This window comes from Nonomuraea sp. NPDC050663 (assembly GCF_044456985.1).
GTDB lineage: Bacteria > Actinomycetota > Actinomycetes > Streptosporangiales > Streptosporangiaceae > Nonomuraea.
The window spans coordinates 584826-598087 of record NZ_JBITGL010000004.1; the positions used below are offsets into that span (position 1 = coordinate 584826).

14 protein-coding genes are annotated in these 13262 nt (G+C 71.7%); 8 read left to right on the top strand and 6 right to left on the bottom strand.

What is annotated here, in order from left to right:
* Positions 1 to 44 precede the first annotated feature (44 nt).
* From ACIBH1_RS15545 to ACIBH1_RS15555, 3 genes are read left to right on the top strand one after another with little or no spacing between them, the layout of a single operon-like run.
* The gene (locus tag ACIBH1_RS15545) at positions 45 to 641 is read left to right on the top strand and encodes a GNAT family N-acetyltransferase (RefSeq protein WP_397314399.1); all 597 of its coding nucleotides are present in this window, start codon (positions 45 to 47) and stop codon (positions 639 to 641) included.
* Positions 638 to 772: a hypothetical protein gene (locus ACIBH1_RS15550; protein ID WP_397314400.1), complete on the top strand. Its 135-nt coding sequence runs from the start codon at positions 638 to 640 to the stop codon at positions 770 to 772. The genes ACIBH1_RS15545 and ACIBH1_RS15550 overlap by 4 nt, the downstream gene beginning before the upstream one ends.
* Positions 769 to 1344: a GNAT family N-acetyltransferase gene (locus tag ACIBH1_RS15555; RefSeq protein WP_397314401.1), complete on the top strand. Its 576-nt coding sequence runs from the start codon at positions 769 to 771 to the stop codon at positions 1342 to 1344. Before ACIBH1_RS15550 ends, ACIBH1_RS15555 begins: the two co-directional genes overlap by 4 nt.
* Before the next feature lie 111 nt (positions 1345 to 1455).
* On the opposite strand, the gene ACIBH1_RS15560 is transcribed toward ACIBH1_RS15555, so the two are convergent.
* Complete coding sequence (locus ACIBH1_RS15560) at positions 1456 to 2007, bottom strand: TetR/AcrR family transcriptional regulator (protein WP_397314402.1); 552 nt, start codon at positions 2005 to 2007, stop codon at positions 1456 to 1458.
* Positions 2008 to 2066: 59 nt separating this feature from the next.
* Here ACIBH1_RS15560 and ACIBH1_RS15565 point away from each other — a divergent pair, with 59 nt between their 5' ends.
* Positions 2067 to 3191 carry an FAD-dependent monooxygenase gene (locus ACIBH1_RS15565; RefSeq protein WP_397314403.1) on the top strand — a complete coding sequence of 375 codons (1125 nt, stop codon included), beginning with the start codon at positions 2067 to 2069 and terminating at the stop codon, positions 3189 to 3191.
* Here ACIBH1_RS15565 and ACIBH1_RS15570 read toward each other — a convergent pair.
* Positions 3094 to 3978, bottom strand: coding sequence for a DMT family transporter (locus ACIBH1_RS15570; protein ID WP_397314404.1), 885 nt, complete (start codon positions 3976 to 3978; stop codon positions 3094 to 3096). The two genes, ACIBH1_RS15565 and ACIBH1_RS15570, sit on opposite strands and share 98 nt — an antisense overlap.
* Positions 3979 to 4045: 67 nt before the next feature.
* Entirely contained in the window at positions 4046 to 4405 is a 360-nt protein-coding gene (locus tag ACIBH1_RS15575) for a VOC family protein (RefSeq protein ID WP_397314405.1), read from the bottom strand.
* Positions 4406 to 4607: 202 nt separating this feature from the next.
* On the opposite strand from ACIBH1_RS15575, the gene ACIBH1_RS15580 reads away from it, so the two are divergent.
* A complete protein-coding gene (locus tag ACIBH1_RS15580; protein ID WP_397314407.1) occupies positions 4608 to 5549 on the top strand; it encodes a DMT family transporter in 942 nt (313 codons plus the stop codon).
* A 152-nt stretch (positions 5550 to 5701) separates the two neighbouring features.
* Complete coding sequence (gene secA2 / locus ACIBH1_RS15585; RefSeq protein ID WP_397314408.1) at positions 5702 to 7834, top strand: accessory Sec system translocase SecA2; 2133 nt, start codon at positions 5702 to 5704, stop codon at positions 7832 to 7834.
* A 3-nt stretch (positions 7835 to 7837) separates the two neighbouring features.
* On the opposite strand, the gene ACIBH1_RS15590 is transcribed toward secA2, so the two are convergent.
* The gene (locus ACIBH1_RS15590) at positions 7838 to 8998 is read right to left on the bottom strand and encodes a sensor histidine kinase (RefSeq protein WP_397314409.1); all 1161 of its coding nucleotides are present in this window, start codon (positions 8996 to 8998) and stop codon (positions 7838 to 7840) included.
* Positions 8999 to 9040: 42 nt separating this feature from the next.
* On the opposite strand from ACIBH1_RS15590, the gene ACIBH1_RS15595 reads away from it, so the two are divergent.
* On the top strand, positions 9041 to 9799 hold the full coding sequence (locus tag ACIBH1_RS15595) for an HAD family hydrolase (protein WP_397314410.1): 759 nt from the start codon (positions 9041 to 9043) through the stop codon (positions 9797 to 9799).
* Here ACIBH1_RS15595 and ACIBH1_RS15600 read toward each other — a convergent pair.
* Positions 9786 to 11021 (bottom strand): MFS transporter, encoded by a 1236-nt coding sequence (locus ACIBH1_RS15600; protein WP_397314411.1) that lies wholly within the window; start codon positions 11019 to 11021, stop codon positions 9786 to 9788. The two genes, ACIBH1_RS15595 and ACIBH1_RS15600, sit on opposite strands and share 14 nt — an antisense overlap.
* 73 nt (positions 11022 to 11094) lie before the next feature.
* On the bottom strand, positions 11095 to 12222 hold the full coding sequence (locus tag ACIBH1_RS15605; protein ID WP_397314412.1) for a YbfB/YjiJ family MFS transporter: 1128 nt from the start codon (positions 12220 to 12222) through the stop codon (positions 11095 to 11097).
* Between the two features lie 77 nt (positions 12223 to 12299).
* On the opposite strand from ACIBH1_RS15605, the gene ACIBH1_RS15610 reads away from it, so the two are divergent.
* Positions 12300 to 13217 carry a hypothetical protein gene (locus ACIBH1_RS15610; protein WP_397314413.1) on the top strand — a complete coding sequence of 306 codons (918 nt, stop codon included), beginning with the start codon at positions 12300 to 12302 and terminating at the stop codon, positions 13215 to 13217.
* The last annotated feature ends 45 nt before the right edge of the window (positions 13218 to 13262 follow it).

Below are 13262 nucleotides of genomic sequence, written 5' to 3' on the forward strand. Positions count from 1 at the left end.
TGTGGCCATGCTCGGCAGACCACCCCGCCACTACCCTCGTGCCCATGACAGCGACCATGCCCTCACCCACCGTGCTCTCCGACACGGTGGTCCGCCTCGAACCCCTCACCGGCGACCACGTCCCCGACCTGTTCGCCGCCAGCGGCAAGGACGACGAGGTGTGGCGCTGGATGCCCGTCCCCACCCCCCAGAACGAGAACCAGATCGCCCGCATCGTCACCGGCCTGCTCGCCAACCCCGAATGCGTCTCCTTCGCGGTCGTGCACGACGGGCGCGCCGTCGGCTCCACCTCCTACTGGAACGTCCCCGGGTGGGACCTGAGCGTCGAGATCGGCTTCACCTGGTACGGCAGGGCCGTGTGGCGGACCGCCGTCAACACCTCGTGCAAGATCCTGCTCGTCGACCACGCCTTCGACGCCCACGACTACAACCGCGTGATGTTCAAGACCGACCACCTCAACACGCGCTCCCAGCAGGCCATCGCCCGCATCGGCGGCGTGCACGAGGGCACCCTGCGACGCCACCGGCTCCGGCCCGACGGCACCTGGCGAGACTCGGCCTGCTTCGGCATCCTGCGCGAGGAATGGCCCGCCCACCGCGCCCGCCTCGCCGCCCGCATGGCCGGACGGGGCCGGTCATGACTGTCGCCCTCCCCACGCCAGCCCACCGCGCCCGCCTGGCCGCCCGCATGGCCGGACGGGGGCCGGTCATGACCCTCGCCCCGCCCACGCCAGCCCACCGCACCCGCCTGGTCAGCCGGGGCCGGTCATGACCCTCGCCCTCCCCACGCCCGCCATCCTCGCCGACACCGTCGTCCGGCTCGAACCGCTCTCCCTCGATCACGTCGCCGACCTCTTCTCCGCCAGCGGCAAGGACGACGAGCTGTGGCAGTGGATGCCCGCCGCCACCCCTCGCACCGAGGACGACATGGAGCGCATCGTGCGCTCGCTCGTCGACAACCCGGCGCGCGTGCCGTACGCCGTGATCCACGACGGGCGGGCCGTCGGGTCGACGTCCTTCTGCGACGTGCCCGGGTTCGATCTGAGCGTCGAGATCGGGTGGACGTGGTACGGCAGGGCGTACTGGCGGACGGCGGTGAACACGTCGTGCAAGGTGCTGCTGATCGACCACGTTTTCGGGGGGCATGAGCACAACAGGGTGCTGTTGAAGACCGATGACCGGAACGTGCGGTCGCAGCGGGCCATCGCGCGGATCGGCGGGGTGCACGAGGCGACCCTGCGCCGCCACCGGCCGCGCCCGGACGGCAGCTGGCGTGACACGGTGTGCTTCGGGATCCTGCGCGAGGAGTGGCCGCAACACCGGGCCCGCCTTACGGGCAGGTAACAGGGCTCGGGAACGCCCCTGCGGGCGGTGCTCAGCGGCTGGGGGCTCTGGCGCCGGGCAGGGACCCGGCGTCGGCGCTCCCGTCAGCCGTCAGCCGTCAGCCGTCAGCCGTCAGCCGTCAGCGAGCATGCCCGCGATCAGTTCCTCGATCCCGTCCCGCAGTTCCTCGAACGACGGCTCGGATCCCGCCCCCACCAGTGTGTCGAACATCAGCCCCTCCCCGAAGGCCACCAGCTGGCGCGCGTGCCGCACCGGGTCCGCCGACCCCATCGCAGCCAGCATCACCACCCCCGGGTCCCGGAAGCGCGCCCCCACCCGGTTGTAGACGGCCCGCAGCTCGGGCCGCCGGTTGGCCTCCAGCGCCAGCTCGTAACGGGCCAGTGTGCGCCGCCGGTCCCTGATCTGCACCAGCAGCGCCGCCGCCATCAGCTCCGCCAGCTCCGACCCGCCGGCGCCGAGAGCCTCCGCCAGCGCCCGCTCCTCCAGCGCGGTCAGGTGCACCAGCGTGAGCTCCAGGAGTGCCGCCCGGCTGCGAGCCAGGTTGGAGGTGGAGCCCGTGGGAAGCCCCGCGGCCTCGTCGACGGCGCGATGGGTGAGCCCGCGCATTCCGTGATCGGCCAGGACGGTGATGGCCGCTTCCGCGACGACTTCCGATCGCTTCACAGCGGCATACTACAGGTGTAGTCTCGAACTACAAGTGTAGTTTCCCTGGAGGAGTGGGCATGCGTGCGGTAGTGATCGGAGCAGGCATCGGCGGGCTGACCGCCGCCATCGCGTTGCACAGGAAGGGCTGGGAGGTCGAGGTCCTGGAGCGCGCGCCACAGCTGGAGCCGGTGGGTTCCGGGCTGGCGATCGCCGCCAACGCGCTGAAGGCCCTCGACGTGATCGGGGTCGGCGACGAGGTGCGCAAGCTCTCGGCGATCCAGGGCACCGCCGGGATACGCAGCTCCGACGGGAAGTGGCTGATGCGCACCACGAATGACAGGGCGGTGGCCACGTTCGGCGACTCGGTCGTGCTCCTCAAGCGGGCGACGCTGACGGAACTCCTGGTGGAACGGCTACCGAAGGGCGCGCTCCGCCTGGGAGTAGAAGCGGGCGCGGGGGATCCGGCCGAGCGCTACGGTGCCGATCTCGTGGTGGCCGCCGACGGTATTCACTCGGCCACCCGCAAGGCGCTCTTCCCCCACCACCCCGCCCCGATCTACGCGGGCGTGACGGCGTGGCGGGCGATCGTGCCCAAGACCGGGGGCGTCGAGCAGACCCACGAGACCTGGGGCAGGGGCCTCGCCTTCGGCGTCATGCCCCTGGCCGGCCCCGAGGTCTACATCTACGCCACCGACGTCGTCCCCGCGGGCAGCACGTTCGCCGACGAGAAGGCCGAGCTGATCAAGCGCTTCGGTTCCTGGCACGACCCCATCCCCGAGCTGCTCCAGGGCGCGGAGAAGGTGCTCAGGAACGACGTCTACTACCTCGAGAAGCCCCTGCCGGCGATGCACCACGGCAGGGTGGCCCTGCTGGGCGACGCCGCGCACCCCATGACGCCCAACCTCGGCCAGGGCGCCTGCCAGGCGATCGAGGACGCCGTCGTCCTGGCGGCGACGGCGCCCGATCTGGAGGCCTACACGCGGGCCAGGCTGGAGCGCACCGCGATGATCGTGGCCAGGTCGGCGGCGATCAACCGGACGGTCTCCCTGACCAATCCGCTGGCCGTACGCCTGAGGAATCTGGGTGTACGGCTCGGCGGGAAGCTCAGTCCAGATCTGCTGCTGCGGTCGCAGGCACAGGTGCTGGGATGGGAGCCGCCGGAGGCTTCTTGGAGTGGTCGGGAGCCAGGCGCCCGAGTGTGATCGTGCCGGCGATGGTCAGCGCCGCGGCGGCGATCGCGGGGATGGCGGTGCCGGGGCTGGTCGGCAGGGGCTCGCCGAGCATGATGGCTCCGGCGAGCACGCTGGTGATCGGGTCAACGACCTGCACACCCGCGTAGGCGATGCCGAAGTAGCCGACGGCGTAGGAGTGCTGCAGCAGCATCACGGCGCAGATGAGCAGCACCGGGATGGCCAGCGTGAACCAGTGCAGCAGCTTGCCGAAGTCGCCGTCCATGCCGCCGCCGACGACGCGGACGAAGGTGGAGACGCTGGCCGTCGTGGCGCCCGCGCCGATCGACAGCAGGAGCGCCTTCGCCGGGCCGCTGGCCCGTCTGGAGGCCAGGTGGGTGATCAGCACGATGGTGCCGATCACGCCGACGAACACGAGTGCGGCGGGGGTCGACAGGCTCGGTTTCACGTTGTGCTCGGGCACCAGCAGCATGAGCCAGAGCAGGCCGACGGCCACGGCGATGGATCCGAAGATCTCCGCCTTGTACGGCTTGCGGCCGTACATGAAGGCGGCCAGGGGGACGGCGAACACCAGCGTGGCCACGCTGATGGGCTGCACCGCGACCAGCGGTGCGAAGCTGAGCGCCACCGCGTGCAGGCACGCGCCGGTGAAGCCGATGATGCCGCCGATCCACCAGCGCGGGCGCTTCATCAGCGAGAACGAAGCGCCCTCCGCCACGGCTTCGTACTGTTGCAATGCCGCGCCGAGCGCGTATCCGAGGGCCCCGAGCAGGGCGATCACCAGGCCTACCCAGGTCATGGGCGCCCGCAGAGGTCCAAGAGCATTGATACAGACTATTCGCCCAGCAAGGTCGTTAGATCAGACTTTAGGCTGATCTCTCGGGGCAGACGCAGAAAAGGTGGCCCTGCGGGTCCTGCATCACGACCCATTTTCCCTCACCGGGCTGGAAGTCGGGCCTGGTAGCGCCCAGATCGATGTATTCCTGGACCGCCCGCTCCACGTCCGGCACGCGGAGATCGATGTGGAACTGCTTGTCCGGACTCGGCCACTCGACAGGCTTCCGGTCGGCCACCCGCCCGAAGTAGATGCTGGTCTTCCCGTCGCCGATGGCCGCGTACTCCTCCTCGGCGTAGGTCACCTCCCAGCCGAGGACCTTGGCGTAGAAGTCGGCGAGCTTGGCGGGCTCGGAGCAGTCGATGGTGAAGGCGATGAGCGTTGCTGTCATGGATGTCATCGTGCCGGGCATACCTGTCATCCGATGTCAGGTACGTTTCCTCGCTATTCTGAGCCGGTGCCGTCGTATTACCTGATCTCTCCTCCGCCCGCCGCCTAGCGGGCGCCCCTCGTAGCGGACCGCGGGTCCGTGAGTGGTTGCCGCCTGCCCTCGTTCAGGCCCTTCCTCCAACCACTCTTCCGGAGAGATCTCCTTGTCATCCCTTACCGCGCGCCGTGGCGCGCTCTACATCTGCGTCGCCGCTGCCGCCTGGGGCACCGGCGGCGCCGCGGGAAAGCTGCTGTTCGAGCACGGCGGCCTCGACGCCGTCGGCGCCTCGTTCTGGCGTTACCTGCTGGGCGCGGGCTTCCTGCTCCTGGCCACCCGCCTCCTCGCGACCGGCGCGGGCGCTGCCGTAAGAAGCGGCACGACCGGCGCCGCAAGAAGCGGAACGACCGTCGCCGTAAGAAGCGGCACGGCCGGCGCTCGGTCAGGCCGCACGCTCCGCCACACGCTCGTCGTCGGCGCCGGAATGGCGATCTACCAGACCGCTTACTTCGGCGCGATCGCCGAGTCGGGCGTCGCCGTCGCCACCGTCGTCACCATGGGCGCGACCACGTTGTTCGCCGCCGCGGGCAGCCGCGTGTTCCTCGGCGAGCGCCTCGGCGGGCCGGGGCTGATCGCCCTGCCCGCCGCCCTGTCGGGGCTGGTCATGCTGACGGCCGAGCAGACCGGGACGAGCACCCCGCTGGGCATCGCCCTGGCGTTGTTGTCGGCGGCCGGGTACGCGGCGGTGACGCTGTACACGAAGTCCGCGGGGCAACACAACGATCCGGCCACAACCACCGCGGGCGCCTTCGCGGTCGGGGCGTTGTGCCTGGCGCCGTTCGCGACCCTGCCCCACTTCACCCCGGAGACGGTCGCGTTGCTGCTCTACCTGGGCGCGGTGCCGACGGCTCTCGCCTACGCGTTGTTCTTCAGGGCGCTGACCACCGTCAAGGCGTCGACCGCCGCGATCTTGTCCCTGGGCGAGGCGGTGGGCGCGGCCGCGCTGGGAACGCTCCTGCTGGGCGAGCCGCTGACGCTCCTGTCCGCGATGGGAGGTGCCGTGCTGCTCGCCTCCGTCGTGGTGTTGACCGTGCAGGGTCAAAGGTGAGCTAGTGTCCGGTACGGCGGCGCCTGCCGTACCGGACCTATGCCGGTCCCACGAGGAACAGGCCCGGCGTTCTTGTCGTTGGAGGGACTGTGACCGGCAACAGGGCCAGGATTTCCGGGCTTTTCCGCAATCTCTTGGATCGTCCGGGAGGAGTGAACCTCTCCGCGTACAAGAAGGTCGTTCATGCGGCCGACAAGCGCGAGGTCTCACCGGACGACAAGCCCGACATGTCAGACCTGGCGGGCTTTTGTGCCATCGCTCGGGAGGCCGCCGACCGCACCCTCGGCCTCAGGCCGTACGACGTGCAGCTGATCGGCACCCTGGCCCTGCTCGAAGGCCATGTCGCCGAGATGGTCACCGGCGAGGGCAAGACCCTGTCCGGCGCCATGGCCGCCGCCGGCTACGCCCTGCAGGGCAGGCGTGTCCACGTGATCTCGGTCAACGACTACCTGGCCAAGCGCGACGCCGAGTGGATGGCCCCGCTGTACGAAGCCCTCGGCGTCACGGTCGGCTACATCGACCAGAACACCCCGCACGACGAGCGCAGGTCGGCCTACGCCTGCGACGTGCTCTACGGCTCGGTCAGCGAGATCGGCTTCGACGTCCTGCGCGACCGCCTGGCCACCTCCCCGGCGCAGATCATCGTCCCCGCGCCCGAGGTCGCGCTCGTCGACGAGGCCGACTCCGTGCTCGTCGACGAGGCCCGCGTGCCGCTCGTGCTCGCCGGCGCCGCCGACCCCGGCAGCACCATCCCCGAGCTCGCCGCCCTGGTCCGCACCCTCGTGCGCGGCTACCACTACGAGATCGACGAGCAGGGCCGCAACGCCTACCTGACCACCAAGGGCGCCGCCAGCGTCGAGAACATCCTCGGCATCGACCTCTACGACGAGAACGAGCCGGGCACCCTGATCGAGGTCAACCTCGCCCTGCACGCCCACGCCCTGCTCACCCGCGACGTCGACTACATCGTGCGCGACGGCAGGGTCCAGCTGATCAACCCCTCGCGCGGCCGGGTCGCCCTGCTGCAGCGCTGGCCCGACGGGCTCCAGGCCGCGGTCGAGGCCAAGGAGGCGCTCGACCCCACCGAGAAGGGCGAGATCCTCGACCAGATCAGCGTCCAAGGGCTGATCAAGCGTTACCCGCAGGTCTGCGGCATGACGGGTACGGCTGTCGCGGTCAGCGAGCAGCTCGGCGAGTTCTACGGCCTCAAGGTCGCCGTCATCCCGCCCAACCGCCCCTGCGTCCGCGACGACTTCGCCGACCGCATCTACCCGACCGTGCCCGACAAGATCGCCGCGCTGGTCGAGGAGATCCAGGAGGTGCACGAGAGCGGCCGCCCGATCCTCATCGGCACCCTCGACGTCGCCGAGTCCGAGCACCTGGCCCACCTGCTGCAGCGCCGCAAGCTCGAACCGGTCGTCCTCAACGCCAAGAACGACGCCGAAGAGGCCTCGATCATCGCCAGGGCAGGCGAGCGCGGCGCCATCACCGTCTCGACGCAGATGGCCGGCCGCGGCACCGACATCCGCCTCGGCGACGGCGTCGCCGAGCTCGGCGGCCTCTACGTGATCGGTTCGGGACGCCACTCATCCAGCCGCCTCGACGACCAGCTCCGCGGCCGCGCCGGCCGTCAGGGCGACCCCGGCGGCTCGGTCTTCTTCGTCAGCATGGAGGACGAGCTGCTCACCCAGTTCGTCCCCGACGAGCGTCCGCCCGCCGCCGACCCCGACGGTCTCGTACGGCACCGCCGCGGCGCCTACCTCGTCGGCCACGCCCAGCGGGTCGCCGAGGGCGTCAACCTCGAGATCCACCGCAACACCTGGCGCTACACCAGGCTGCTGGAGCACCAGCGCGAGCTGGTCATGGAGTGGCGCGACAAGGCCCTGCACGGCGACTCGGCCTCCGTGGCCCTGTCCGAGGCCGACCCTGAGCGCTGGGCGGCCCTGCCCGAGGCCACCCGCGACGAGACGGCCAGGCAGATCGTGCTCTACCACCTCGACCGGTGCTGGACCGAGCACCTGGCCTTCCTCACCGACCTGCGCGAGGGCATCCACCTGCGGGCTCTGGGGCGCATGAGTCCGCTGGACGAGTTCCACCGCGAGGCGGTCGCGGAGTACAAGCAGCTGATGGCGGAGATCGAGCGCCGGTCGCTCGACTCCTTCGAGGCGCCGGCGCCGGAGCTCAAGCGGCCCAGCGCGACGTGGACCTACATGATCAACGACAACCCCTTCGGCACGGAGTGGGAGCGGGCGCTCAAGCGGGTCACCTCGACCAGCAAGCGGTAGCCCTCAGCTCAGGGGGAACCGCGCGGCGACCGCGAAGCCGCCGTGGGCGTCCGGCCGAGCGGTGAGGGATCCGCGCAGCCGTTCCACCCGGTCGGCCAGATGCGTGAGGCCGCGCTGGCCGGATGGCAGCGCGATCGGCGCGCGGCTGGGGCGGTCGTTGACCACCGCCACCGTGAGCCGCTCCGCCGTGCCGTCCAGGCTGACGGTCACGGGGGCGCCGGGGGCGTACTTCACGGCGTTGGTGAGGCTCTCCTGGATGACCCGGTAGGCGAGCCGTCCCACCTCCGGCGGCAGCACGACCTCCGGATCCACCCGGTCGTCGAGGCGGACCGTGGTGCCGGTGGTGTCCTCGACCCGCGCGATCAGCGCCGGCAGCGTCCGGAGGCTGAACAGCTCCCCCGCCTGCCCCGACGCCTTGTCGCCGAGGATCGCGACGATCTGCCGGAGCTCGGCCAGACCGTTGCGGGCCAGCGAGGCGATCTGGTCGGCCGTGCGCTGGTCGCCGCCGGTCAGCGGCAGCGTCGCCGCCAGGACCGCGATGAGGCTCAGCTCGTGCCCGATCGCGTCGTGCAGTTCCTCCGACAGCCGGGCCCGGTCCTCCACGCGGGCGCGGGCCTCGCGTTCCCTGTGCTCGCGCACCATCAGGCGCTTGCGTGACCGCATCGCCCGCTGCAGGAAGCCGAACGAGCAGACCGCCGCCGCCAGCATCACGCAATACAGCGTGCGGTACACCGGATCAACGGCGTACCACTCCAGGTCCCACGGCTGGGCGTAGCTGATCACCACCGTCGCCAGGGTCACCCACAACAGCGGGCCGAACCTCTGGCGCGAGGTCAGCGCCGGCACCACGAACAGGTAGGCGACGGTCTGCGCGGCCAGCGGGTCGCCCACCTGGGTGTAGAGCAGGGTGAAGCTCAGGAGGAACGCGGCGAACACCGGGTTGACCCACCGCACCGCGACCGCCGCCACGCACAGGAGGTTGACGAGCCTGATCTGCCAGGTGACGTCGCCCGGCAGGAGCACGGTCCAGATCGTCAACGACACAACCAGCGCGACCTCGAAGCCCCGCCTCAGCCGTCGGCTGCCGGCCGGCCGGCCGCTCAGCGCTCCTGTCCTCACCCTGACCATGATCAGCCCGGTGACCGCGCAGACCCCGCCCGCCACGCCCGCGTAACCGCCTCCGCGGCCTCGCGAGATGATCCCCTCATGACGGACGTGATCTTCTTCGATCTTGACGGCACCCTCGTCGACCATCGCGGCGCGGTCTGGGAGACGATCGCCCAGATCATCCGGGCCGCGCCCGGCCCCACGGCCGCCCCCGACGAACTGGCGGCGGCGTGGTGGGCGCTGGAGGCGCGTCACATGCGGGAATACCTGGCCGGCGAGTGCTCCTTCGCCGAGCACCACCGGCGCAGGGCGCGTTCCTTCCTGCCGATGCTCGGCGAGCCGGTTCCCGGGGATCCCGAACTGCTCGACGCGTGGGTCGCCGAGCGCTACCTGACCGCGTTCGAGCGGGCCTGGCAGTGCTATCCCGACGTGCGGCCCTGCCTCGAAGATCTGAAGGACCGAGGGGTACGGCTGGCCGTCCTCACCAACGGCGACCCCGGGCAGCAACGCGCCAAGCTCGCCCGCTTCGACCTGCTCGGCTTCTTCGAGGCCGTCCTGACCCCGACCGAGCTGGGCGCCGCCAAGCCCGCCGCGTACGCGGCCGCCTGCCGCCGGATGGGGACCGACCCCTCGCGGGCGGTCAACGTGGGCGACATGCTGGAAAGCGATGTGAACGCGGCCGCCCGCGCCGGGCTCACGGGCGTCTGGCTGGACCGCGGCATCGACTTCGTCACCGGCGGCCCCTCCCCTACTGCGGACGACACGGTGATCCGCATCGAACGCCTCACCGACCTGCCCGGCCGCTTGGATTCCGGCCTCGGCGGAAGGAACGGCCAAGCACGCGTCAGCCGTACCTGAGCAGTTCAGGAACCCGCGCCGCGAGCACTACCAGGGCGGCGACCAGCACCAGGCCGGCGCTCAGCGTCGTGATCCCCACGCCCACCGCGTGCGCGGCGGCGCCGAGGGCGACGGCGGCGAGCGGCATGACGCCGATCGCGAGTTCCTGCGCCCCCAGCGCCCGCCCGTGCAGGGCGGGTTCGGTGGTCATGAGCAGCAGCGTCGTCTGCAGCACGCCGAAGCACGCGCTCGCCAGGCCGATCACGACCATGAGCACGTACGCGACCGTGGTGGTGTGGGTGAGCGAGAACGCCGCCCACAGCGCCCCGAGCGCGGCGGTGCCGCCGACGAACAGGGCGCCCTTGAAGCGGAAGTCGCCCAGCCCCGCGATGATCAGCGAGCCGACGAGGCCGCCGGCTCCGCAGCACGTCAGCAGGATGCCCAGGCCGGCCGCGTCGAGGCCGAGCGACTCCCTGGCGAAGACCGGCATGAACGACTGGTAGATGGGCCAGATCAGGATGTTGGCCGCGAGCGTGACGAGGAGGACGGCGACCGCCAGGCGGTTGCGCCCGATGGCGCGGAAGCCACTGGCGATCATCGCGAACACCGGTTCCGTGGCCGAGCGCACGACCGTGCCCTGGCCGCGCAGCGGCAGCAGCAGGAACAGCGAGAAGGCGAACCAGCTGGTCGAGATCCAGAGCGCGGCGGGCGCGCCGACGGCGGCGATCATGGCGCCTCCTGCGGCGGGGCCGACCACCTGGGTCACGTTCATGGCCATGGAGTTGAGGGCGTTGGCGTTGCTGAGGTTCTCGCGGCCGACGAGGTCGAGCACCATCGAGGCGCGGGCGGGCTGCGCGGGCGACTGGGCGAGCCCCAGCGCGAACCCTCCCGCCACGATCGCCCAGTACGGCAGCAGCCCGACGGCGGCGAGCACGGCGACCGCGGCGGTGACGGCGAACGCCCAGGTCGAGGCGAGGATGAGGAGCCTGGAGCGGTCGTAGCGGTCGGCGATGGCCCCGGCGATCGGCCCGAACAGGAGCGGGGACAGGCGGATCGCCGTGTAGGCGGCGACGAGGAACTCCGACCGTGTCGTCTCGTAGACCAGCCAGCCCATGACGAGGGTCTGGTTCCAGACGCCGCCGAAGAAGAACAGGTTCGAGAGCCAGAGCAGGGCGAAGCGGCGGTTCCTGAGCGAGGCCAGCGCCGCACCCGGGCCGCGTCGGGGTGGTTTCTGACGCAGCACCAGGGCTCCTTCGGGGGTACGGACGGCGTTCGCCGTACCGGTATACCACTAATCGCGGATGACCTGCGCCTCGTCAGCGGGCGGAGGCGGAGATCGCCGCGGCCGCGGCGCACAGGATCGCGGTCCAGGCCAGGGTGGCCTCGGTCGTGGTGCCGTCGGCCAGGACGCCCGCCAGCCGCGGGCCCGCGGTCTGGCCCGCGGCGAACAGCACGGTGAACGCGGACAGGGTGGCGGTCCAGGCCTCCGGCGGCGTGGTGGTCTTGATCAGGGTGGTGACGGCGGCGGGGACGCCCATGAACGTCGCCCCGTAGAGGACCGCGGAGGCGAGGATGATCGGCGGGCTGGGGGCGAGCAGGGCCAGGGCGGCGCCGGCGGAGAGGGTGACGAGCAGCGCGGTCAGGGCGCGGGTGCCGGGCCAGCGGGCGGTGGGGCCGTTCCAGAGGAGAGGGGCCGCGATGACGGCCAGACCCAGAGCCGTCCAGGTGAGAATGACCTGGGCGAGGGGGGCGCGCTGGTCGGCGAGGTAGGCGGACAGGAACGTGATGTAGGTGATGTAGCCGGTGGCGAAGAGCAGGTAGGCGACGGCGATGCCGGCCAGCGGACGCAGACGGGCCCGGCCGCCGACGGCGGGCCGGGCCTCCCGGGCGATGGTCTCCCGGGCGGCGGTCCAGCTGGCCGCGGCGGAGGCGGCGGCGGCCAGGCCGAGGGCGGCCCAGGCCAGGCGCCAGTGCTCGGCCATCGCCGGAAGGGTCGCGCCCGCGGCGGCGATGCCCAGGCCGGCGCCGGCGAAGTACACCGTGATGGGCGCACCGGAGCCGGCGCGGGCGGCGATGCGCGAGGCGATCACCCCGCCCGCGATGAACACGGCCGCCCCGGCAGCCCCGGCCATCGCCCGTAAGGCCAGCAGGACCGGATAGTCGCCCGTCGCCGCCGTGGCCGCCAGGGCAGCGGCCACCAGGACCATGCCCCCGCGAAACGTCGCCGTGGCGCTCACCCGGCGCGTGACGACGGCGGTGGCCAGCGCCCCGAGCAGGTAGCCGAGCCCGTTGGCGGTGTTCATGGCCCCGGCCTCGGCCAGGTTCCAGTGGAGGTCGTCACGCATGGCGGGCAGGAGCAGCCCGTAGGCGAAGCGCGCCAGGCCGAGGGCCGAGGCGGTGCCGAGCGCCAGCCGTACAGCCTGCCGGTGGGCCGGATCGAGCACGACACCTCCTGAGATAGAACTGATCGGTACGATCTCGGATGCTAGCAGCGACACGAACCGATCAGTACTATCCCTCCGTGGACTGGCTGGCCGAGTGGTGCCGCGAGCAGCTGGGCGCCGCCCCGGCCGACGTGCTGTTCCGGCTCCAGCAGATCTCGACCGTGATCGGGCTCCGCCTGGCCGACGGGCGCGAGGTCGTGGTCAAGGCACGCGAGGACGACGGCAGGGCGGCGTCATGCGTCGCGGCCCAGGCCCACCTGGCCGAGCGCGGTTTCCCGTGCGCCCGCCCCCTCACCCCGGCGACCACCGTCGACGGCGCCGATCACGCTCCGCTCGCCGTCCACGCCGAGGAGCTCCGCGCGGGCGGCGAGGTGATGCACGGAGGCTCCCCCGGGGTGGCCGTGCGCTACGCGCGGGTGTTCGCCCGCCTCATGGCGGAGCTGGCCGGCGTGACCGTGCCGCCCCCGCTGCCCAACCCCCGGTGGGCGCGCTGGGACCATACGGACCCCGGCCCGTGGCCCGCGATCGACGTCCTCGACGACCTCGACCAGGCCGCCGTCCCCTCCCACCTCGCCGGCCTCGCCTCCCGGGTCCGCGAGCGCATCCTCGCCGCCGGGCTTCCCAGCGTGCTCGGCCACGCGGACTTCGAGGCCCAGAACCTGCGATGGCACGGCAGCCGGATCTGGGCGGTGCACGACTGGGACAGCCTGGCCTGGCAGCCGGAAGCCACCCTGGCCGGAGCGGCCGGCGCGGCCTTCTCCAGCTCCGGGCAGCCGACGCTGGCGCCGATCGAGAGCACGGAGGCCTTCCTGTCGACCTACCAGGAGCTGCGAGGGCGCCCGTTCACAACCGGCGAGCGGGAGGTCGCCTGGGCGGCCAGCCTCTGGACCGCGGTGCACAACGCGCGCTGGGAGGCGCTGCACGGCGACCCTCCGGTCTCCGGCGCCCAGCTCGAAGCCCAGGCGGCCGAGCGCCTGCGCCGGGCCGGGGCGTAGATAACCCGTCGCCGGCCGACGCGCCGATCTCCTAGGGTGCCGGGT